Source organism: Stenotrophomonas sp. CCNWLW162, from assembly GCF_037203745.1.
Classification (GTDB): domain Bacteria; phylum Pseudomonadota; class Gammaproteobacteria; order Xanthomonadales; family Xanthomonadaceae; genus Stenotrophomonas; species Stenotrophomonas maltophilia_AQ.
The window spans coordinates 620,888-642,118 of sequence record NZ_JBBCBL010000002.1; the positions used below are offsets into that span (position 1 = coordinate 620,888).

Here is a 21,231-nt window from a genome sequence, read left to right on the forward strand (position 1 = left end):
GAGGTCGCCTACAAGCAGGCGAACCACTCCAATCAAGCCCATACAAGATACAGCATTGTATGGACTTGTGCATCTGCACGTATGGAAAAAACTGACCGATGACGCCACCTGCCGCCGGCCGCCGCCTGAAACACCCCAATCGCACCTGGGTTCGCCCCTTCCGCGAAGGCGCCGGCCCGCTGTACCTGCAGATTGCCCAGCAGGTGCGCGAGGCGGTGGATGACGGGGTGCTGCGCCCGGGCGACCGCCTGCCGCCGCAGCGTGACCTGGCCCAGCAGGTCGGCGTGGACCTGACCACGGTCACCCGTGCCTTCGCCGAGCTGCGCCAGGCCGGCCTGCTCGACGCCCAGGGCGCCGGTGGCACCTTCATCGCGCTGTCGGCCGGCAACCGCAGCACCTCGGTCGACCTGAGTATGAACATCCCGCCGCTGCTGGGCAGCGCGCCGTTCGCGCAGGGCATGGAGACCGGCTTCCAGCACGTCGGCCAGCAGCTGGGCCAGGGCGAATTGATGAGCTACCACGTCGGCGCCGGCACCCGCGAGGACCGCGCCGCCGCAGTGCAGTGGCTGGCGCCGATGCTGGGCACGGTGGGTGCCGACCAGGTGGTGATCTGCCCTGGCGCGCAGACCGCGCTGTGCGCGCTGATCCTGGCCCGCACCCAGCCGGGCGAGCTGATCGCCGCCGAGCAACTGACCTACCCGGGCCTGCTGGCTGCCGCGCGCGTGCTGCAGCGGGGCGTGGTGCCAGTGGCGATGGACGCCGAAGGCATGCTGCCTGAAGCGCTGGAAGAGGCCTGCCAGCTGCGTCGCCCGCGCCTGCTGTACCTGGTGCCGACCATCCAGAACCCGACGACGGCGACGATGTCGGCACAGCGCCGGCAGGCCCTGCTGACGATCGCGAAGCGCCACGATCTGACCGTGATCGAAGACGATCCCTACTGGTTGCTGGCCGGTGACGCTGCACCGCCGCTGGCCGCCCACCGCGATGCCGGCTGCCCGGTCTATTACATCTCCACCCTGTCCAAGTGCCTGGCCCCGGGCCTGCGCACCGCCTATCTGGTGGTGCCGGCCGGCGAGCCGATGGAGCCAGTGCTGGACGCCCTGCGCGCGATCGCGCTGATGCCGACCCAGTCGATGGTGGCAGTGGCCTCGCAGTGGATCCGCAGCGGCCAGGCCCAGGACATGGTGCAGCGCTTCCAGCAGGAGCTGCGCGAGCGCCAGTCCATTGCCGCCCGGTACCTGCCGGCCCGTGCCCAGGCGCATCCGGCCGGCCTGCATGTGTGGCTGCCGTTGCCACCGCGGCTGGACCAGTACCGGCTGATCCAGGCCGCACAGGAGCAGGGGCTCGGCATCGCCAGCTCCGATGCCTTCAGTGTGGAAGAACCGCCACCGGGCAATGCGATCCGCCTGTCGCTGGGTGGCGCGGTTGACCAGGGCGCGCTGGCCGGGGCGCTGGCCAAGCTGAACGAGATCCTGTCTGAAGCCCCCGAGGCCCGGCACAACGCCATCGTCTGAGCGGGGCGCATGGCGCTTTATCCATACAAGATGATATTTTGTATGCAATGTATGGATGAAGGGACGTGCATCGATGCGCGCCGAGAAACTGAAGTTCCACCTGGTGATGGCGGGGTGCGGTGGCTTTGTGGTGCTGATGCTGGCCGCGCTGGCCTGGGTCTGCCTGCAGCCACAGACCGTGGACGTACAGGCCGCCGAACGCCACGCCATCGAGCAATGCGTGCAGCGCAGCGAGGATCCGTCGCGTAGCGAGATCCAGCGCCGCGCCCAGGCCGATTCCTGCCGCGAGATGCGCAAGCAGTACCTGCACAAGTTCGGCCGGGAAGATTCCTGATGGGCGCAGCCGCGCCGCGTCGCCGCTGGCTGCTGCCGACGATGATCGCCCTCGCCTGCCTGTTCATGGCCGGCGTCGCGGCTGCGCTGTGGCAGTACTTCGGCTACAGCGCGCAGTCCACCTTCACCGAACAGGCCATCGTCTTCGACGATTCTCAGCTGCGCCTGCCGGCCGACCTGGCCGGTGATACCGGCCGCATCCGCGTGGTGCATTTCTGGGACCCGGCCTGCGGCGTGTGCAACCGCGAGACCGGTGCGCACCTGAGCTACCTGATCAGCATGTACCGCCGCGCCGGCATCGACTTCTATGCGATCCGCCGCCCGGGTACCCAGGGCGAGCTGCCCGAGCCGCTGCGCAACAAGGTGATCAACCTGCCGACCATCGACGGCATCGAACACATCCCGGCCAGCCCCGCTGTCGCGATCTGGGATCGCCAGGGCCACCTCGCCTACGCCGGCCCTTACAGCATCGGCATGGTCTGCAACTCGGCCAACAGCTTCGTCGAACCATTGCTGGACAGACTGGTACGCGGCGAGACCGTGCGCCCGAAAGGACTGCTTGCCGTGGGCTGCTACTGCCCGTGGCAGGCCAAGCGCTGAGGACGCGCAATGACATCACTGACACTGGCCGGCGTGGCCGCCGCAAACAACAACGGCGGTCACCTGTCCGAACCGACCGATGGTTATGGACAGGCTCCCGCCGTTGGAAACAACGATACGCCCCGACATGCTCCGTACATGCCGCGACCGGATGTCGCAGCACGCGAATGGGTGCAGGACGTGCTCGCGCACAACGGGCCGATCTACCTGCGCATCGTCAATTCGCTGGAACGCACAGTGCGCCGCGGTGGTCTCGCACCGGGCCAGCGCCTGCCTTCGCAGCGCGCGTTGGCGCAGCAGCTCGGCATCGACCTGACCACGGTGACGCGGGCCTTTGATGAAGCGCGCAAGCGCGGCCTGATCGAGGCACGCGGTCCGCAGGGCAGTTTCATCGCACCGCCCAAGGCTGGCTTCGACCAGGTGGTGGACCTGAGCATGAACGTGCCGCCCGTGCCCGACGCCGATGCGCTGGCGGAGACGCTGCGCCGCGGTGCCGCCGCCGTGCTCGCGCGCAGCAATGCACCGAACCTGATGACCTATCACCTGGGAGGTGGCAACCCGACCGACCGCCACGCGGCGGCGCGCTGGCTGCAGCCGATGCTGGGAAAGGTGGACGATGCCTGCCTGTTGCTGACCGAGGGCGCACAGGTGGCGCTGGCGTCGATCCTGGTCAGCCAGGGACGCGACGACGACGCGATCCTGTGCGATGCGCTGGTCTATCCGGGCCTGCTGCAGGCGGCCGCCGCACTCGGTCGGCGCTTGCTGCCGGTGGACAGCGACGAGCACGGCATGTGTCCCGAAGCGCTGGTGCGGTTGGCACGCGAAAGCGGTGCGCGGCTGGTCTATCTCAATCCCACCTGCCAGAACCCGACCGCACTGACCCTGCCGCTGCATCGGCGCGAAGCGCTGGCGCGCGCGCTGGAAAGCGAAGGCCTGCTGGCGATCGAGGACGATCCTTACTGGCATCTCGCCGAAGATGCGCCGACACCGCTGGCAACCCTGGCACCGCGTCACGTGTTCTACGTGGCGACGCTGTCGAAGGTGATCAGCCCCGGCCTGCGCACCGCCTTCGTGCGTTGCCCGAGCGCCGCGCATGCCGAGGCGATGACGGCCGCACTGCGAGCGACGCGGTTGATGGGCCATCCGCTGGTCTCGGCGTTGGCCAGCCAGCTGCTGCTGGATGGTTCGGCGCAGTCACTGCTGGCGCAGGTGCGCACCGAGGCGCGCGAACGCGTGCGCCTGGCGCGATATCTGCTTGCGCCTTCGCTGCTGCAGCGCGCGGAAGGGCTGCATGCCTGGTGCCGGATACCGGCACCGTGGACCGATGCCACCCTGGTGCGTACCGCACAGCTGCAGGGGCTGGCGATCGCGCCGTCATCGGCGTTCTGTCCGCCGGGGGTATTGCATCAGAGCGGTGTGCGGCTGTCGCTGGGACTGGCGGCGGACCGCCGGCAGCTGGAAAGTGCGCTGCGGAGAATCGACCGGTTGTTGTTGTCGGATGCGTTGCCGGCGATCGAGCGGTAGGCGCAAGGAAGTGCCAACCAAGGTTGGCACCTACCAGAGCAGGGTCAGGCCAGAGCGGAGAGGGCCTGCACGAGCGCATCCATCTGCTCCGGACGGGTGAACACCGACGGTGTCACCCGCACGCACGCGCCGGACTCCAACCCGTCGCGATGGGTGGTGAACACGCGATGCTCATCCAGCAGGCGCTTCTGCAGCGCGATGTTGTCGGCCACGCTGGTGCGCCCCCGCAGGCGGAAGCTGGCCAATGCACTGGCCAACGCCGGATCCGGTGACGACAGCACCTCGATATGCGCCATCTGCCGCGCCGCCACCGTCCAACGCTCACGCAGGTAGCGCAGCCGCGCCTGCTTGTTGGCCACGCCGATACGCTGGTGCAGGTCGATCGCTTCCGGCAGCGCCAGGTAGGCGGCGAAGTTGACCGTGCCGGTGTGCACGCGGCTCCCCACGCGGCCGTCGTCGGCCTCGCCCATGTACGGGTCGAGGTCTGCAACGCGGCCCCTGCGAACGTACATCGCGCCGACACCGACCGGCGCACCGATCCACTTGTGCAGGTTGATGCCAACGAAATCGGCCTTCAGGTCCGGCACCGCGTAGTCGATCTGGCCAAAGCCATGTGCAGCATCGACAATCACATCGATGCCGCGCGCCCGCGCACGCTCGGCGAGCTCGGCCACCGGCAGCACCAGCCCATGGCGGTGGCTGACCTGGGTCAGCAGTACCAGTTTCAGGCGCGGCAGGCGCGCGAACGCCTCATCGTAGGCCTGCAGGATCTGCTCATGGGTGGGCACCACCGGCAGTGCGATGCGCTCGACCTGCACGCCACGACGCTGCTGCAGCCAGCGCATCGCGTTGATCATGCTGTCGTAGTCGACGTCGGCGTACAGCACCTGGTCGCCTGCAGCCAGCCGGTTGTAGCCGCCGATCAGCGCGAGCATGGCTTCGGTGGCGCCACGGGTCAGCGCGATCTCGTCGGCGCCGACGCCAAGCATGTCGGCCACCTGCCGATGCACGGCCATGTACTGCGCCGGGAACGCGTGGCGACCGTACCAAGCATTGCCCCGGTTCACTTCGGCGGTATGCCGCTGGTAGCTGGCCAGGGTCTGCTTGCCCATCGCGCCCCAGTAGCCGTTCTCCAGGTGGTTCACTTCGTCGGTGATGTCGAAGTGACTGGCCACGGCGGCCCAGTAGCCTTCATCGCGGGCCAGCATGTCCGGCGCCACGGTCGTTGCGGGAATCTGCATGGGTGCAGCGTAACGCGCGGCAGCCGTGGCGGGCAGTGAAGACAGTGCGGCTGCGGCGGGCAGCAAGGTGCCGGCACGCAGCAGGGAGCGGCGGGTACGGTCCATCAGAAGCTCAGCCGGTACTGCGCGTACAGGTTGGCACCGTCGGTGTCGTACGGCGCATTGCGCGAGTAGACCAGGCCGCGGCTGGCCTGGAAGACCGCCTCATCCGGATAGCGGTCCAGCACGTTGTCTGCTCCGACGCGCAGGCTGTGGTGTTCATTGATGCGATAGCCCACGGCAAGGTCGAGGAAGTTCATCGCGCCGAAGCGCTGGTAGATATCGCCCACCGCATTGCCGCTGGCGTCGGTCCAGGCACCGTAGTAGCGCATGCGCGCCATCAACGACCAGGCACCGATGTCCCAGCTGCCGGTGAGGCTGCCCTTGTGCTCGGGCAGGCGATCTTCGAACAACACGCGCTGGGTCTCATTGGTGGCCACCGAGGTGCTGCCGTTGTCCACTCGCGTACGGTTGTAGTTGTAGGCCAGGGTCAGCGTCATACGGCCGGCACCGAGATCGCGCAGGTAGTTGCCGACCACGTCCACGCCGGTGGTGGTGGTATCGAAGTCATTGGTGAAGTAGTTCACCGAGGTATAGCCCAGCGGATTGGGAGTACCGGCCGGAATGGCGAAGCTGGCCGACTGGCTGAAGCGGTCGGTGAGCTTGATCTGGTAGACGTCCACCGAACCGGACAGGCCCAGGTCGGTGCGCCAGGTCAGGCCCAGCGACGCGGTACGCGATTCTTCCGGCTTCAGTGGCCTGGCACCGAGCAGCTGCGCCAGCGGGTCGTTCGGCGACAGGCGGCCACTGGTGAAGATCTGCAGGGTGCGCGTATCCAGGCCCTGGGTGGTGCTGGTGGTATTGAGCTGCGCCGGGGTCGGTGCACGGAAGCCGGTGGACACCGTGCCACGCAGGGCCAGGTCCGGGGTGATCGCGAAACGTGCCGAGAGCTTGCCGTCCAGCGTGCTGCCGAAACTGGAGAAGTCTTCATAGCGGCTGGCCGCACCGATACTCCAGCGCTCGCCCAGCGGCACTTCCATATCCACGTAGGCGGCCTTGCTGCGCTGGCTCCACTGCCCGGCCTGGCTGGCCGAGAAGCCCGGCGCGCCGTTGGAATTGGCCTCCAGGCCTGCCGCTGCGCCCGGGCCCACCGCGTACGAGGCCGGATCACCGGCACGCACCTGGTAGGTCTCCTGGCGGAACTCACCACCGAAGGCGACGTTGATCGGCTTGGACAGCCCACCCACGTCCCACTCGTAGTTGAAGTCGGCGTTGGCGTTCTTCTCGGTCTGGGTCAGGCGGCCGAGATCGAATGCGGTGGGGCTGGCCGGGCCGAGCGAGGCGTTGATCGAGTTCTTCAGGCTGTAGTCGATGGCGTTGCGGCCATACGAGGCGCTGACATCCCAGCGCAGCCTCGGTGTGATCTCGCCACGCAGGCCACCGACCAGCTGCAGGTCGTTCTGGACGTTGCCGTACTGCGGGCTGAAGCCCACCGGATAGATCGAGCGCAGGTTCCAGCCCGGGAAGATGGCGGTAGTACGATACGCGCCGGTGGTCGTGTCCGGATTGCGCCAGTTGAAATCGCTGACACCATCGCTGTGGCTGTACAGGCCGAACGCGTACAGCTCCAGCGTGTCGTTGGCGTTGGCCTTCAGGTTGAAGCCCACGCGGCGGCTTTCCAGTTCCGGTTGGCCCCAGCGCTGTACCGGGTTGGGCACGTCCAGCTCCGGATGTGCAGCCTGGAAGGCGATCGCATCCGGGCGCTGGCGGGTGCGCGAGGTGGCGTCGGAGTTGGACGATTCGGCGAACAGCACCAGGCTGCCATAGTCACCCAGCGACCAGCCGGTGCGTGCGCTGAAATCGCGCGAGGCGCCATCGCCCTGCGCATACTGCGAATAGCCGGCGGTGATCTCGGTACCGGGGCCATCCTCGAGAATGATGTTGATGACGCCGGCGATGGCATCCGAGCCGTACTGCGCCGACGCACCATCGCGCAGCACTTCGATGCGCTTGATCGCACTGGTCGGAATCTGTGCCAGGTCGGCCGCCTGCGCGCCACGGTTGCCGAGCAGCGCGCTACGGTGGAAGCGACGACCGTTGACCAGCACCAACGTCTGATCCGGCGACAGGCCACGCAGCGTGGCCGGGCGCACGAACACCTGGCCATCCGCCATCGGCAGGCGCTGCACCACGAACGACGGCACCAGCTGCGCCAGCACGTCCTTCAGATCGGTCGACTCGACGGACTTGATGTCTTCCTTGGTGAACACGTCCACCGGCGCCAGCGTTTCGAACTGGGTGCGGTTGGAGGCGCGGGTGCCGGTGACCAGCATTGCGTCGAGCTGGGTGGGCACCGCACGGCTGCTGCCCGCGGCATCAACCGCATCGGCCTCCGCTGCGATCGCGCCTCCTGCGCTGGCCATGGAAAGGGCAAGGAGGATGGAACGCGAAAGCTTCGAACGATGCACGGCAGGGCTCCGGGAGGACGCGACGGGGCCAGCACCTGTGCGGACACAACAGGCCTGGACAAGGCGCGCAGTCTCGGCGCGATGTGTGAAGGAGCCATGACGTCAGTACGACAGCTTGATGCCGCACGGGCGCACGCGCAGGCAGTGGACGCGGCGCTGCGGCTCTTTGGCCTGTCCCTGCGCTAGTGGCCGCCGGGCATGGCCCGGCGCTACAGTGGGTGCGTCCACGGAGGATCGATCATGCGCCTGCTGTACCTCACCCTGCCGGTATCCGACGTCGCCACCGTCGCCGCGTATTTCCACGATGTACTGCAGCAGCGCGTGGTCGGCAATCATGTGCACATCGGCTGGAGCACGATCGAACTGCAGCCGGCGGGTGACCACCCTGTCGGTGGCGTGCACCTGGCCTTCAACGTACCGGACAACCGCTTCTGCGAGGCGATGACCTGGTTGCGTGAGCGCACGCCGCTGCAACGCAATCCGGCGGGACTGGACTACTTCGCGCTGGAGAGCAGCTGGCAGTCGCAGTCGGTGTACTTCACCGGCCCTGACGGCCTGATCCTGGAACTGATCGGCCGACGCCGTTTGCCGGCCAGCGCGCGCGAAGGCGCGTTCCATGGCAGCGAGCTGACCTGCCTGAGCGAAGTCGGCCTGCCCAGCCACGATGTCGATGCCGTGCGGGCACAATCACAACAGCGTTTCGGTCTGGAACCGATCAGTACGGCCTCGCCGCAGTTCGCGCCGATGGGCGACGACGAGGGCCTGCTGATCGTGGTCGCTGCCGATCGCCGCTGGTTCCCCGAGCAGAAAGACCTGCCAAATGCGCAGGGCCTGCAGCTGCGGGTGGGGGATGTCGCCGGCATCGGCGAACTCTGCGACGACGCACTGGGCTGGCGCGTCGCTTCGACCTGAGGCGACGCGCCAAGCGTGACGCGCTACTGCATGCGCGTACCCTGCCCCGCCTCGATCTGCGCATGCAGCACCTGCAGCTGCGCGGCGGTCTGGTTGAACACCTGCAGATCCGCGTCCACCAAGACCTGCCAATCCGGTGCGTGGCCCAGCAGCTGTGCCACCTGTTCCTGCGGCGCGCGGTCGAAGCCTTCGCCCAGCACGCCGAGATAGCGCTGGCGGAACCCATCGGGGTCGCGCTGGTCCTGCACGTACAGCTGCACCGCCAGCAGCCCCGCATACAGATAGTTCACCAGATAGTTCGGGTCTTCATACATCAGGCGCTTGGCGATCCAGCTGTTGCGCAGCTGCGGATAGCGCTCCGGTTGCTGGCCGAAGTGCGCCAGCACCTGGCCGGTCAGCGCATCCAGATCGTCGGCGGTACCCAACGTGCCTGCGGCAACGCCGCGATAGATCGACTGCTCCAGCTGCGCTTCCTCGGAAGAGGTGAACAGCTGCAGCACCATGTCGTCCAGCAGTGACTTCAGATAATAAGCTTTGGCACGCGGATCCTGTGCCTGCTGGTAAAGCTGATCGCGGAAGCGCAGCTCGTTGTAGATCGCGAACGCCTCGGTCAGCCACTGGCTGCCATTGCGCTGCAGCGGCGACGCATGACCGCGCTGCATCCATTCACCATGCACGGCATGACCGGCTTCATGTGCGATCTCGACATCGCTTTCCAGATCACCGCTACGCACGCCAACGAACAACATCGCCGGCACACCGGGAGCGCTCACCGAGAACGCGTCCTGGCTGCGGTCACCGCGTTCGGTGGCCAGATCCATACGCTGGTTGGCCGGATCGAGCAGCGCGCGCAGTTCGGCGACGTACGCAGGCCCCAGATGCTGCATGGCATCGGCGGCGTTGTCGCGCAGCTGCGCCAGCGTCAGCACCGGTGGCGTATAGCCGGCATCGGGCAGCGTGGTGTCCCAGATCTGCGGCGCGTCGATGCCGGATCGCGCAGCGTGGTGCAGCAGCATGTCCTGATAGGCGCGGCGGTCGCCGGCGTGATGTTCGATCGCTACCAGCGTTGCATCCACTGCGGCGGTGTCCAGGCCCATGCGCTGGTAGCCACGTGCCGGCGCCGAACCATCGCCCTGCAGGCGTGCGGCGGCGTCGTTCACCTGTACCAGCCCCAACAGCACCGAGGCCATTGGCTCGCGGCGCGACTGCAGCCCCTGCCAGTAGCCCTTCCAGCCCGCTTCGCGCAATGCGCGATCCGGTTGCAGCGACAGTGCCCGCTTGTCGCGCCCAGCATCCCAGTGCCGACCATCACGCTCGATCTGCGGGTACTCGGCACTGCGCAGGATCTGCCCACGCAGGCGCGCAAAGCTGTCCAGCGCCGGATCGGCCAGCGCATCCACGGCCTCGTCCAGCGCGGCGTTGGCCGGGGTGGCTGCCTCCTTCAGCGCCCGAGTGCGCAGGAAGCCATACGGCGCTGCCCACGCCGCATCTGCAGGCGCCTCGCGCAGGGCGGCGCGACCAGTGCGGGCGATGCGGCTGCACAGCCCCATTGCCTGCTCCATCGCCTGTGCCGGACGATGATCACGTGCGTTGCGGGCGGACTGCAGATGCAGGTAGGCGAGATGACGCAGGCACTGCGCTTCCAATACCTCGGCCTGCTGGAAGCGTTCCACCGGCGCGAGGGTGGAAGCGTGCTGCAGGGCCTCGACGCGCTTGCCCAGCGCATCACGCGCGGTCTGTTCAGCCGCGGCGTTGGCGAAGTAGACGCGATCGTCGGCATGCACCGACTGTGCCTGGGTGCCGCTGAAGGGGGCCATCGCCAATACAGCGGCGATGACGGTGGTGGTGGCGTGCTTCCTGAAAGCCTGCATCGGCGTCTCCCTGCCTGGACCAGGCCTCGAGCCTAGCAGCCGCTGCCCCGCCGTGCCTGTGCCGGATCAGGCCTCAGATCGACTCATCCTCACGCTTGACCAGCAGCCAGCAGGGCGACTGCGCGAAGGTATAGGTCTGCTGGTCGCTGCTGTCCGGCGTGCGGATCTGCACCTGGCGTTGCCCGTCAGCCAGCGTGCTGACCTGCATTTCGCGGCCCTGCCCGGCCAAGGCGGCGGGATCGGGCATCACCGGCCACTCGACATCGGCCCGCGCCAACCGGCTTTCCACCTTGCGCGGTTCCGGCTCGGCCTCGGCATCGATGTAGCTGTCCAGCAGCGGATCGGCGGTGGCCTTTTCCTGCAGGGTGATCTCGTTGCCGAAGTGCTTCAGGAACGCATCGAAGTCCGGGTACGGGCATTCACTGCTGGCAGGCACCGGTGCGGGCTGGATCGCTGCCGCCGTGGACGACGGCGCGGGACGTGCAGGTGCGGTTTCCGTGGACGTCGACTGCGGCGCAGGTCTGCAGGCGACCAACGCTACGCCAACGGCGAGCATCAGCAGTGCCTGGAAACGATATCGACGCATGGGCTTATCCTGAATCCGGTCCGGTCGCTCCATGCTACCGCGCACCCTACAATTCCGGCATTCCGCCTGTCCGAGAATTCCATGCACCGCCTCCTGCTCCTGATCGGCCTGCTGTTGCCCGCCCTGTGGCCGGCCGTGGCGATGGCCGTCGATGTCCACGAGGGTGACCTGCTGTTCGTCACCGCCGGCCGCAGCGGCCTCAGCGCCGCCATCGACGATGCCACCGGCAAGCAGGGCGCGCCCAGCTTCGATCATGTCGCGCTGGTCGCTTCCGCGCCGAAGGGCTGGGAGGTATTGCATGCCGACGAGAAGGGATCGCGGCGGCAATCGCTGTCCGAGTTCCGCCAGGACGCGAGAGCAAAGCAGCGGCAGATCGTGGTCTATCGCCTGCGCGCACCGCAGCAGGCGGCAATCAAGGATGCAATCGCCACCGCGCGCACGATGCTCGGCAAGCCGTACAACACGTCGTATGTGTTGAACGATGACAGCTACTACTGCTCGGACTTCATCGAACGTGCGTTCCGTGCGCACCACGTGTTTGCGCTGCAGCCGATGAACTTCCGCAACCCGCAGACCGGGGAGATTTCCCAGCACTGGATTGACCTGTATCGCGGCATGGGCATGGAGGTGCCGCAGGATCAGCCCGGCAGCAATCCCAACGACATGTCGGCGGCACCGGTGTTGCAGCGCATTGGCGTGCTGGAATAAGCGAAGCCCCGCACGTGGCGGGGCTTCACCGGTCACTCCGCATGCACGGCGCGGTCATTCTTCTTCGTCGTTGCCGCCCTGCTGCTGGTTCTGGTTGCGCTTCTGCTGTTCCTGCTGCTGTTGCTGCTGCTGGTCACGGCCACGACCCTGCTGCTGATCCTGCTGGTTCTGCTGGCCCTGTTGTTTCTGGTTCGGGTTCTGGTTCTGCTGTGCCATGTCCGATCTCCAAAGCCACTCGCGGAATGCGGTGGACGTGGCCATCGTCTGCAGCGAATGGTTAATCACGCGTGGGGGGGCGGCTACATCTGTGTGTACGCCTGTGAATGAACACGCAGAGGTCCTTGTGGCACAAGCGGCTGAAGGATTCATGCGGGTTCGGCATGTGTTCATGCCGTCGTCAACGGTGCACGCATTCATGGCGTTCGCACCCGGAAACACGCGCTGAACGAGGTTGGCTTCCCAACGCACGCAGGGAAGCCTACCCTCCATTCAGGGCATCACCGGCGGCACATACGCCAGGGTCATGCCCAGCAGCCACAGCAGGCCCAGCACCAGCGGAATGTGCACCAGCAGCTGGATGAAGGTGAAGCCGACGATGTCGCGCGCCTTCAGGCCCAGCACGCCCAGCAATGGGAGCATCCAGAACGGGTTGATCAGGTTCGGCAGCGCTTCGGCCGCGTTGTAGACCTGCACCGCCCAGCCCAGATGTGCCTTCAGTTCGTTGGCGGCCTGCATCACGTACGGCGCTTCGATGATCCACTTGCCGCCACCGGAGGGCACGAAGAAGCCCAGCACCGCCGAGTACACGCCCATCACCAGCGCGAACGAATCGGTGCTGGCCAAGTGCACGAACAGGCTCGACAGCCGGTGTGCCAGCGTCTGCCCATCACCACCGGCAGCGTGGGTGAGAATCATCGCGATGCCACCGTAAAGCGGGAACTGGATCAGCACGCCGGTGGTGCTGGGCACCGCCTTGGCCACGGCGTTGAGGAAGCTGCGCGGCCGCCAGTGCAGCAGCAGGCCCAGCGAAATGAACAGGAAGTTGTAGGTGTTGAGGTTGGCGATGGCGGTGACCACCGGTTTGTTGGCGAACTCGTTGAACAGCCAGCCGAACGCCAGCAACGAGAGCAGCACGGTCAGCAGCGGGCTGTATTCCAGCCACTCGCCCGGGCGCGTGCGCCGCTGCAGCGGTTCCGGCTCGGCCTGCGCGGCGCCCGGGAAGTCTTCAGCGGTGCGGGCACTGCTGGCGGCGGGTGCGGTCAGCCAGGCGATCAGCAACGAAACCAGGATCAGCACCGCGGTCAGTGCGATCGACTGCCACAGGAAAATGGTTTCGGTGAACGGCAGGACGCCGGTGATCTCGACCAGCCCCGGCGGCATGCTGGCCGGGTTGGCCTGCAGCTGCGCGGCCGAGGAACTCAGCCCCATCGCCCACACCGCACCCAGACCGAGGTACGCCGACGCACCGGCCGCGCGGTAGTCCATGCGCAGTTCGGTACGGCGCGCCAGCGCGCGCACCAGCAGGCCGCCGAACACCAGCGAGAAGCCCCAGCTGAGCAGCGAGGCCAGCATGCTGATCAGGCCCACGTATACCACCGCACCACGGCCGGTGCGCGGCACACGGGCGAGGAAATCGATGAAGCGTGCGACCACCGGCGCCGTCGCCACGGCGTAGCCACCGATGACCACGAAGGCCATCTGCATGGTGAAGGGAATCAGGCTCCAGAAGCCGTCACCGAAGGCCCTCGCGGTGGCCTGCGGGGTCGAGCCGAAGCCCATCGCGGCCAGTGCGACGATGACCACGCCCAGCACCGCGAACACATACGCGTCGGGGAACCACTTTTCCGCCCAGGCGGCCGAGCGTAATGCTGCGCGCGCCATCCAGCCATCCTGTACTGCTGCCGTCGAGGCCATCGCCTACCCTCCCAGGTTCGATGGACCGATTCTGGGCGGTGGGGTGCGGGCTGTCAGCCACCTATTGGTCGTAGGTGGCCGGTGGCGGTGGTGCCGGCCGCTGGCCGGCAACCTCGAGATTACGCACGGGTGCAGCCGGCCAGCGGCCGGCTCTACCTCACCTTGCGCTCAACGCAGCGCCAAATCCACGGCGATACCGGCAAACAGCGCCGCACCCACCCAGTTGTTGTGCAGGAATGCCTTGAAGCACGGGCCGCGCTCGCGGTTGCGGCAGATCCAGAACTCGTACACCACCAGCGCAGTGGCCACCGCCACGCCCACCAGGTAATAGCCACCCAGCCCACCACGCACGCCGACCAGCGCCATGGTGGCCAGGAACAACGCGTACAGCACGCCCTGGATGACCAGATCGAGGTCACCGAACAGGATCGCGGTGGAGTGAGAGCCCATCTTCAGGTCGTCCTCGCGGTCGACCATGGCGTACCAGGTGTCGTAGGCGGTGGACCACAGGATGTTGCCGGCATACAGCAGCCAGCCCAGCAGCGGCACCTCGCCCTGCACGGCGGCGAACGCCATCGGGATGCCCCAGCCGAACGACATGCCCAGGTAGACCTGCGGCAGATGGGTGTAGCGCTTCAGGTACGGGTAGCTGGCGGCCAGGAACACGCCGATGAAGCTCAGGCCGATGGTCAGCCCGTTCAGGGTCAGCACCAGGCCGAACGCCACCAGCATCAGCACGGCGAACAACGCCAGCGCAGCGCGGCCACTGATCGCACCGGTGGCCAGCGGGCGCGCCTTGGTGCGCTCCACATGCGGGTCGAGCCAGCGGTCGGCGTAGTCGTTGATGACGCAACCGGCCGAGCGGGTCAGCCACACGCCGGCGGTGAACACGAACAGCGTCCACAGCGGCGGCAGGCCGCCTGCAGCCAACCACAATGCCCACCAGGTGGGCCACAGCAGCAGCAGCGTGCCGATCGGGCGATCAGCGCGCATCAGACTCCAGTAATGCCGCCAACGCGGCGTCGCCGGCGACTGCGGCGAAGCGAGGGGGGTATCAGCCATGGCGATAGGATACTCCTGCGCTGGAAGGACTGCGGCGCGGGCCTGGAAAATACAGGGCCCAATGCGCCTGCGCGCACCGGGCCCCGGTGTCCTGCCCCAGCGTGACGGTGGACTCAGAGCTTGCCCCACGCTGCTGGCGCGTTGTGCCAGCGCCAAGCGCTCTCAATGATCGGAGCCAATTCTGTCCATACGGGCTGCCACCCCAGCACCCTGCGCGCGCGCTCACTCGAAGCCACCAGCCGAGCGGGATCACCGGCTCGTCGCTCAGCAGCGTCGTAGGGTACGCGCAAGCCAGACACAGCCTCAGCCGTCTGGATCACGTCCAGTACGGAAAAGCCTTGTCCGTTGCCAAGATTGAACGCATGGGCACCTGGTTGTGCATTCATGTAATCCATCGCCAGCGCATGGGCTTGGGCCAGGTCTTGGACGTGCACGTAGTCCCGCACACAGGTTCCATCGGGTGTTTCGTAGTCGCTGCCAAACACCTTGAGCCGCCCACCCTGCCCCAGCGCCGAGCGCAATACATTGGGAATCAGGTGAGTCTCGCAGGCATGCGCCTCTCCGATGCCGTGCTGAGGCAGCGCCCCGGCGGCATTGAAGTAGCGCAGGCATACCGAGCGCAGACCGTAAGCTGCAGCAGCGTCTGCCAAGATGCGCTCGGCCATCAGCTTGCTCGACCCGTAGGGGTTGATGGGCTGCTTCGGATGGTCTTCGTCAATCAGCGCAGAGCACGGCTCGCCAAAGATCGCCGCCGTAGAGGAAAACACAATGCGCTCCACCTCATGACTTCGCATTGCCTGCAGCAGATTCATCGTGCCGGTGACATTGTTGGCGTAGTACGCGTACGGATCACGTACCGACTCACCCACCAGCGACCGGGCAGCGAAGTGCATGACCGCATCGAAGTGCCGACCAGCAAACAGCCGTTGAAGGGCTGCCGCGTCCAGCAAGTCGCCCTCTACCAGCTCTCCCCACGCCACGGCGCCACGGTGCCCAGTGGACAGATTGTCGAATACGGTTACCCGATGCCCCTGCTCGGACAAGTACTGGGCCATGTGGCTGCCGATGTAGCCCGCACCGCCGCATATGAGAACGTCATGCATGGGGATCTTCCCTGATCTGATGGGAAGAATGCCTAGAGCTTCCTTCCCTTGGAATGGACGGAGGGTCGGCATCTTCATGCCGACCCTCTAACGCCATCGACAGCAGGAGTTTATTCCTTGCCGTCAGACTTGTACTCGTAATAGCCGTAGCTGTAATAGCCCGTGGCACGCTTCTCGACCGCATTGAAGATCGCACCCTTGATCTGCACGCCGTTCTGCTCGAAGCGCTGCAGCGTCAGCTCGATTTCCTTGGCCTGGTTCACGCCGAAACGCGTGACCAGCAGACTCGAGCCCGCGTGGGTGGCGACCAGCGCCGGATCGGTCACGGCCAGGATCGGCGGCGTATCGACGATCACCAGGTCGTACTTGCCGGACATGTCCTGCAGCAGCTGCGCGAAGCGCGGGTGCATCAGCAGCTCGGCCGGGTTCGGCGGAATATCGCCACGCACCATGTAATGCATGTTTTCCAGACCGGACACCGGATGGATCACTTCGTCGGTGCTCAGCTTGCCGCCCAGCACATCCGACAGGCCCCTCTGGTGCGACACACCCAGGATCTTGTGCAGCGTGCCCTTGCGCATGTCGGCGTCGATGACCAGCACGCGCTGGCCCGCCTGCGCAATGACCGCGGCCAGGTTGGTGGAGACGAAGGTCTTGCCCACGCCCGGGCGCGGGCCCGAGATGGTCAGGATGTTGTTCTTCGCTTCCAGCATGGCGAAGTGCAGGCTGGTACGCAGGCTGCGCAGTGCCTCCACAGTCGGGTCGGCTGGTGCGGATACCGCCAGCAGGTGCTGGCGACCGTCGGCCACCACGCGCGTACCGTGCTTGCCCTTGCGCAGCTTGGGCAGCGTATTGGACACGCTGAGCGGGATGGCTGCGTAGACGGGCAAGCCCAAGGCTTCAATGTCTGCCGGGTCTTCGATGCCCGGGTTGAGCATCCGCTGGAGGAAAACAAAGGCGACGGCGAGCAATGCCCCGAGTAGGGTGCTGACGATAACAATCAAAGCCTTACGCGGCTTAACTGGATTTGCCAGATCAACTACCGCGGAGTCGACAATACGCACGTTGCCAACCGCACCTGCGCGGGCTACATCCAGCTGCTGAGCTTGATTCAACAGCGCCGTATACAGCTCGTTACTTACTTGCAGATCACGCGTCAGGCGCAGCAACTCCTGCTGGGTTTCCGGCAGATCACCCACCTGCTTCTGGAATCCACCCTTGCGACCCTCCAGATCACTGATCTGCCGGAGCAGTGCGCGATAGGCCGGATGTTCGCGAGTAAAGCTCCGATCCATCTCAGCTTGTTTCAAGCGCAACTGCTGGATACTCGCCTCCACAGCGACTTCCTGCTCCAGCAGCCCTTTGGTCTGCATGGTGATATCCACCGACCTAGACTGCGACTGGTAGGCGCTCATGGCGGACTGAGCCTGCTCGACCTGACGGCGAATAGTTGGCAGCTGATCCTTTACAAATTGAAGCTGAGACGCTGCCTCCGCAGAGCTCCGGTCCACGTTCTGGCGAACGTAGGCATCGGCAACTTTTTGCACCAGAGCCTCGGCACGAACAGCATCAGAGTTTTGATAGCGAATTGCCAAGATCCCAGAGTCTTTGCCTTGCTCGACAACCTGCAACTCATCCTGAATGCTTGCTACGACATCTAGACGTCGCGTCTTCACCAGCTCAAATCGGACACCAGGATTGCCTTGGAGCCCTGAAACCTCAAGCACTACTCCACCGCGACTAAGTGGAACGCCCACCTTGCCGTGCAGCACGCTTTCGCCTTCAGGCCCATACAGAGAAAATTCACCAGCTCCACCTTCGATCTGAAGAATGTATTTCTGGTCGATCTGCGATCTGGGGACGTCGAATCGATGGACCTGGAGCGTTTCACCACCCCATGCGTAACTAGCAAGCCCAAGCCAAGGATCGGCAACAGGGGCCTGCTCAGTTGGCTTGAAACGGCGTGAAATGAACCCGCCGATCAATGGAAAAAGATGCGGCTCAACTTGCGTATCAAGCTGAAGGGCATCAACAGCGGCCCCCACAACCGTGCGAGAAGTGAGGAGCGCGACCTCTGTAGTCGCGGCGGTACTGCCTCCACCTCCCAACGAAGCAAGGTCGGCAAGACCCGGGATGGCGGGAACCTTTGACTCCACCTGAATCATAGCTTCCGCCTGATAAACAGGCTTTGAAAGCAATGCGTAGGCACAGCCAACCGCGAAGAAAATTACCGCAACCGAGATTATCAACCAACGGCGATCCAACAATATGCCAAGTACTTCGCGCAGATCGATCTCATCGTTCCTTGCGGCCCGGCCTTCCATTTGTTTGGTCATTGATTCCACTTCATCATCGAAAAATCTCGCGCAGCAACCCAGGGGCGATCCCCGACGAGGCCGCACTTGTTCAGGCGCCGTCACTTGCTGAGGCGCCATCAAAGAACCGAAGATCCTAGATCTTTTACGCGGACAGGAAGCAGGAGCCCGGTCATCGGGCCACATAGCATACCTTGAATTCGACTCAGAGATGAAGGCCAACGCCATCGACACCATGCGCCTTGAAGACGCACGCGTTGCAACAGGAACACGGGCTGCTATGCTTGGGGGTCGTAGAAGGGAAGCGATGGGCCTAATCAGCGAAAAAGCGCGCGGCGCCCGAGAACAGCCTGGGCACCCACTGATACGTAGACAAGCTACACGACTGGACGCCCCGCGGAAGACACCCAACTCGCGACGCCGCTAGTCACAAGGCGGTCGCAAGTTAGAGCCGTCTTGGGCACTCAAGGACCAATGGATATGGAGTTTCGAATCGGGCAAGCCGCCCAAGAACACACGGGCATCCTCGCGGACAGCACCTAAGCGCCGACTGCCAGTCTAAAAATGACAATAAGCAGCCGACGATACAAGTTAACGTCATCAAATGGAATTTCAATGAGCAAGCGCGCGCTAATTACAGGAATCACCGGACAAGATGGATCTTACCTTGCGGAACTATTGCTGCAGAAAGGCTATGAAGTTCACGGAATCAAACGCCGATCCTCGTCCTTCAACACTCAGCGCGTCGATCACATTTATCGTGATCCCCACGATGCAACAAGCAAGTTGCACCTTCACTACGGCGACCTCACAGACTCCAGCAACCTGACCCGTATCGTCGCGGAAGTTCAGCCCGACGAGGTCTACAACCTAGGCGCGCAAAGCCATGTAGCGGTGAGCTTTGAATCACCGGAGTATACCGCGGATGTAGACGCCCTCGGCACCCTCCGGCTGCTGGAAGCCATTCGATTCCTGAAACTATCTGAGAAGACCAGGTTCTATCAAGCCTCAACCTCTGAACTTTTCGGGCTTGTCCAAGAATCCCCCCAACGGGAATCGACTCCATTTTACCCTAGAAGCCCTTATGGCGTAGCAAAACTCTACGCTTACTGGATCACCGTCAATTACCGTGAGAGTTACGGCATGTACGCGTGTAATGGGATCCTGTTCAATCATGAAAGTCCACGTCGCGGCGAGACGTTCGTAACACGCAAGATTACACGCGGCTTGGCAAATATCGCACAAGGCCTTGAGGAGTGTCTCTATATGGGAAACCTCGACTCTCTGCGAGACTGGGGCCATGCCAAGGATTACGTGGAAATGCAGTGGTTGATGCTGCAACAGCAGAAGGCAGTCGACTATGTAATCTCAACGGGCGTTCAATACAGCGTTCGCCATTTCATTGAACTTGCTGCGCTCGAACTGGGTATCACGCTCCAGTTCGTCGGCGAGGGCGATTCGGAAAAAGCCGTGGTTGTCCGGGTAGAGGGCGACCAAGCACCAAACGTGCGTCCTGGAGACACTATCGTGTGCGTTGATCCCCGATATTACCGTCCGGCAGAGGTTGAAACGCTGCTGGGCGACTACGCAAAGGCTGAGCGCGAATTGGGATGGAAGCCGACCACAACTCTGCAGGAAATGGTTTCTGAGATGATTCAGTCGGATTTGCTGGAAGCCAAAGAGAAGCGCTATCTGATTGCATCCGGCATCCGCGATAGCTGACAGGGCGATGTTTAGAGCATCGCTAATTTCAGCAGTTACCGCCATCCTAGTGATGGCGGTCAATTTTCTAGTGAGCGTTGTCACTGCTCGAAGCCTGGGCCCCGAAGGTCGAGGCGCATTCTACTCAGTGCAGGTCTTTGCACTTTTTGTAGCCTCCGCTGCGCAGCTGGGACTCGGACAGGCAATGGTCTATGCAGTGCGCGCGAAAATTATTCAGTTCGGCGCTGCCTATGACCGCTCCAGTGCGTTGACCACTATACTTTCCGTGTGCCTCGCTGCCGCCACATTCCAGGTTTTTCTTTCAGAGGGAGATGTCAGTAAATGGACCGCACTCTGCTACGCGGCAGCGGTTTCTATTACCATCTTTTGCGGCTTCTGCGCCCAGCTGGACAGTTCACTTAAAGCATATAATTTTGCAAGAATCGGATTGCCAGTCTTGGTCCTCCTGGGCCTTTGCGCTGCATCACTAGCTGAAACGCTTAGCCTGAGAGTCGCCATCGACATACAAGCAGCCGCGACGCTAGTTATTGCATGCGGGACATGGCTATACCTCCGGAGGAAATTTCGCAGCAAGTCGTCCGATCCGAGCCTGCATCAGGGGCCGAGTAACGCCAACAGGCAATCACTCATGGGACTTGGATTGAAGTTCCACGTGACGACCATGACTGGAATCATCGCAACGAATGCTGACAAGATCTACCTTATGGCAAGAGCAAGCACTGCAGATCTTGGAATCTACTCGATCGCATTTTCTACATCTCGAATACTGAGCTCACTGTACGAATCGATAGCGACATCGCTATATTCCCGCTACGGCGGACAACGCGAAACCGGATCAACGGATGTGGTCCTACAAGTTTTCCGTATAACATTCGCCCCGATGTTGATCGCCGCCATCGCAGCTGGACTGGCAGGCCATATTTTCATACCAATTATTTTCGGTCAGCGCTTCGTTGGAGCTACGCTACCCTTTTCAATCCTGCTAATTGAAGCGACACTGTCAGGATCTAGTTGGATGCTCGCCCAAAAATTCAATATTGACGGAAAACCCGGACTGGTTGCCGTAAGGCAAGTTGCGTCAGTCATACCGATGCTGGCAGCTTTACCACTCCTGCCGCAGCAGAACTTGATAATTTGGCTATCATTTGTGATGACACTATCCGGTGCAATCAGACTATTTTTAACCGCGTTCTTCATGATTAAGATGGAAAAAATTCTACTACGTCAATTGGTCCCGACCATCAGTGACGCGCACTTTGTGCTTGGTATGTTTGGCAGGAAAGGGAGTTCCGAGTGAAGCAGGGCAGAGGGTTGATTCC

At 63.9% G+C, this 21,231-nt stretch carries 17 protein-coding genes; 8 read left to right on the top strand and 9 right to left on the bottom strand.

Features of this window, described 5'->3' with window-relative positions; all coding sequences use genetic code 11:
- The first annotated feature begins 98 nt into the window (after positions 1–98).
- The 4 genes from V9K93_RS07855 to V9K93_RS07870 are packed head-to-tail and all read left to right on the top strand — an operon-like array spanning position 99 to position 3,971.
- Positions 99–1,514 carry an aminotransferase-like domain-containing protein gene (locus tag V9K93_RS07855; protein ID WP_337302315.1) on the top strand — a complete coding sequence of 472 codons (1,416 nt, stop codon included), beginning with the start codon at positions 99–101 and terminating at the stop codon, positions 1,512–1,514.
- Between the two features lie 55 nt (positions 1,515–1,569).
- Entirely contained in the window at positions 1,570–1,848 is a 279-nt protein-coding gene (locus V9K93_RS07860; RefSeq protein WP_239684215.1) for a hypothetical protein, read from the top strand.
- Positions 1,848–2,447, top strand: a complete 600-nt coding sequence (locus V9K93_RS07865) for a DUF6436 domain-containing protein (RefSeq protein ID WP_012481503.1) — start codon at positions 1,848–1,850, stop codon at positions 2,445–2,447. Before V9K93_RS07860 ends, V9K93_RS07865 begins: the two co-directional genes overlap by 1 nt.
- Positions 2,448–2,456: 9 nt before the next feature.
- A complete protein-coding gene (locus V9K93_RS07870; protein WP_295380099.1) occupies positions 2,457–3,971 on the top strand; it encodes an aminotransferase-like domain-containing protein in 1,515 nt (504 codons plus the stop codon).
- A 44-nt stretch (positions 3,972–4,015) separates the two neighbouring features.
- Here V9K93_RS07870 and V9K93_RS07875 read toward each other — a convergent pair whose 3' ends face one another.
- Both V9K93_RS07875 and V9K93_RS07880 read right to left on the bottom strand, forming a co-directional pair.
- The gene (locus V9K93_RS07875) at positions 4,016–5,317 is read right to left on the bottom strand and encodes an aminotransferase class V-fold PLP-dependent enzyme (RefSeq protein WP_337302316.1); all 1,302 of its coding nucleotides are present in this window, start codon (positions 5,315–5,317) and stop codon (positions 4,016–4,018) included.
- Positions 5,317–7,719: a TonB-dependent receptor plug domain-containing protein gene (locus V9K93_RS07880; RefSeq protein WP_337302317.1), complete on the bottom strand. Its 2,403-nt coding sequence runs from the start codon at positions 7,717–7,719 to the stop codon at positions 5,317–5,319. The genes V9K93_RS07875 and V9K93_RS07880 overlap by 1 nt, the downstream gene beginning before the upstream one ends.
- Positions 7,720–7,959: 240 nt before the next feature.
- Here V9K93_RS07880 and V9K93_RS07885 point away from each other — a divergent pair, with 240 nt between their 5' ends.
- The gene (locus V9K93_RS07885) at positions 7,960–8,631 is read left to right on the top strand and encodes a VOC family protein (protein WP_337302318.1); all 672 of its coding nucleotides are present in this window, start codon (positions 7,960–7,962) and stop codon (positions 8,629–8,631) included.
- 23 nt (positions 8,632–8,654) lie between these two features.
- On the opposite strand, the gene V9K93_RS07890 is transcribed toward V9K93_RS07885, so the two are convergent.
- Together V9K93_RS07890 and V9K93_RS07895 are read right to left on the bottom strand one after the other, a co-directional pair.
- A complete protein-coding gene (locus V9K93_RS07890) occupies positions 8,655–10,502 on the bottom strand; it encodes a M3 family metallopeptidase (RefSeq protein WP_337302319.1) in 1,848 nt (615 codons plus the stop codon).
- A 73-nt stretch (positions 10,503–10,575) separates the two neighbouring features.
- The gene (locus tag V9K93_RS07895) at positions 10,576–11,088 is read right to left on the bottom strand and encodes a hypothetical protein (RefSeq protein WP_337302320.1); all 513 of its coding nucleotides are present in this window, start codon (positions 11,086–11,088) and stop codon (positions 10,576–10,578) included.
- Positions 11,089–11,169: 81 nt separating this feature from the next.
- Between V9K93_RS07895 and V9K93_RS07900 the strand changes: the two genes are divergently transcribed.
- Positions 11,170–11,796, top strand: a complete 627-nt coding sequence (locus tag V9K93_RS07900) for a YiiX/YebB-like N1pC/P60 family cysteine hydrolase (RefSeq protein ID WP_337302321.1) — start codon at positions 11,170–11,172, stop codon at positions 11,794–11,796.
- A gap of 54 nt (positions 11,797–11,850) precedes the next feature.
- Here V9K93_RS07900 and V9K93_RS07905 read toward each other — a convergent pair whose 3' ends face one another.
- The 5 genes from V9K93_RS07905 to V9K93_RS07925 all read right to left on the bottom strand — a co-directional run bounded on the left by V9K93_RS07905 (position 11,851) and on the right by V9K93_RS07925 (position 18,211).
- Entirely contained in the window at positions 11,851–12,012 is a 162-nt protein-coding gene (locus tag V9K93_RS07905) for a hypothetical protein (protein WP_167796845.1), read from the bottom strand.
- Positions 12,013–12,285: 273 nt separating this feature from the next.
- A complete protein-coding gene (locus V9K93_RS07910) occupies positions 12,286–13,710 on the bottom strand; it encodes a short-chain fatty acid transporter (RefSeq protein ID WP_337302322.1) in 1,425 nt (474 codons plus the stop codon).
- Between the two features lie 168 nt (positions 13,711–13,878).
- The gene (ubiA, locus tag V9K93_RS07915) at positions 13,879–14,772 is read right to left on the bottom strand and encodes a 4-hydroxybenzoate octaprenyltransferase (protein ID WP_337302323.1); all 894 of its coding nucleotides are present in this window, start codon (positions 14,770–14,772) and stop codon (positions 13,879–13,881) included.
- A gap of 113 nt (positions 14,773–14,885) precedes the next feature.
- Entirely contained in the window at positions 14,886–15,875 is a 990-nt protein-coding gene (galE, locus tag V9K93_RS07920; protein WP_337302404.1) for a UDP-glucose 4-epimerase GalE, read from the bottom strand.
- A 110-nt stretch (positions 15,876–15,985) separates the two neighbouring features.
- Positions 15,986–18,211, bottom strand: a complete 2,226-nt coding sequence (locus V9K93_RS07925) for a polysaccharide biosynthesis tyrosine autokinase (protein WP_337302324.1) — start codon at positions 18,209–18,211, stop codon at positions 15,986–15,988.
- A gap of 594 nt (positions 18,212–18,805) precedes the next feature.
- On the opposite strand from V9K93_RS07925, the gene gmd reads away from it, so the two are divergent.
- Positions 18,806–19,912 (top strand): GDP-mannose 4,6-dehydratase, encoded by a 1,107-nt coding sequence (gmd, locus tag V9K93_RS07930; protein ID WP_337302325.1) that lies wholly within the window; start codon positions 18,806–18,808, stop codon positions 19,910–19,912.
- 7 nt (positions 19,913–19,919) lie between these two features.
- Positions 19,920–21,209: a lipopolysaccharide biosynthesis protein gene (locus tag V9K93_RS07935; RefSeq protein ID WP_337302326.1), complete on the top strand. Its 1,290-nt coding sequence runs from the start codon at positions 19,920–19,922 to the stop codon at positions 21,207–21,209.
- Positions 21,210–21,231: the final 22 nt, after the last annotated feature.

Excerpts from the sequence above, each read along its gene's own strand:
- V9K93_RS07910 (WP_337302322.1), bottom strand. The coding sequence starts at position 13,710 with ATGGCCTCGACGGCAGCAGTACAGGATGGCTGGATGGCGCGCGCAGCA.
- V9K93_RS07860 (WP_239684215.1), top strand. The coding sequence starts at position 1,570 with ATGAAGGGACGTGCATCGATGCGCGCCGAGAAACTGAAGTTCCACCTG.
- V9K93_RS07900 (WP_337302321.1), top strand. The coding sequence starts at position 11,170 with ATGCACCGCCTCCTGCTCCTGATCGGCCTGCTGTTGCCCGCCCTGTGG.
- ubiA (WP_337302323.1), bottom strand. The coding sequence starts at position 14,772 with ATGGCTGATACCCCCCTCGCTTCGCCGCAGTCGCCGGCGACGCCGCGT.
- V9K93_RS07875 (WP_337302316.1), bottom strand. The coding sequence starts at position 5,317 with ATGGACCGTACCCGCCGCTCCCTGCTGCGTGCCGGCACCTTGCTGCCC.
- V9K93_RS07865 (WP_012481503.1), top strand. The coding sequence starts at position 1,848 with ATGGGCGCAGCCGCGCCGCGTCGCCGCTGGCTGCTGCCGACGATGATC.
- V9K93_RS07905 (WP_167796845.1), bottom strand. The coding sequence starts at position 12,012 with ATGGCACAGCAGAACCAGAACCCGAACCAGAAACAACAGGGCCAGCAG.
- galE (WP_337302404.1), bottom strand. The coding sequence starts at position 15,875 with ATGCATGACGTTCTCATATGCGGCGGTGCGGGCTACATCGGCAGCCAC.
- V9K93_RS07935 (WP_337302326.1), top strand. The coding sequence starts at position 19,920 with ATGTTTAGAGCATCGCTAATTTCAGCAGTTACCGCCATCCTAGTGATG.
- V9K93_RS07855 (WP_337302315.1), top strand. The coding sequence starts at position 99 with ATGACGCCACCTGCCGCCGGCCGCCGCCTGAAACACCCCAATCGCACC.
- V9K93_RS07890 (WP_337302319.1), bottom strand. The coding sequence starts at position 10,502 with ATGCAGGCTTTCAGGAAGCACGCCACCACCACCGTCATCGCCGCTGTA.
- V9K93_RS07925 (WP_337302324.1), bottom strand. The coding sequence starts at position 18,211 with ATGACCAAACAAATGGAAGGCCGGGCCGCAAGGAACGATGAGATCGAT.
- gmd (WP_337302325.1), top strand. The coding sequence starts at position 18,806 with ATGAGCAAGCGCGCGCTAATTACAGGAATCACCGGACAAGATGGATCT.
- V9K93_RS07895 (WP_337302320.1), bottom strand. The coding sequence starts at position 11,088 with ATGCGTCGATATCGTTTCCAGGCACTGCTGATGCTCGCCGTTGGCGTA.
- V9K93_RS07885 (WP_337302318.1), top strand. The coding sequence starts at position 7,960 with ATGCGCCTGCTGTACCTCACCCTGCCGGTATCCGACGTCGCCACCGTC.
- V9K93_RS07870 (WP_295380099.1), top strand. The coding sequence starts at position 2,457 with ATGACATCACTGACACTGGCCGGCGTGGCCGCCGCAAACAACAACGGC.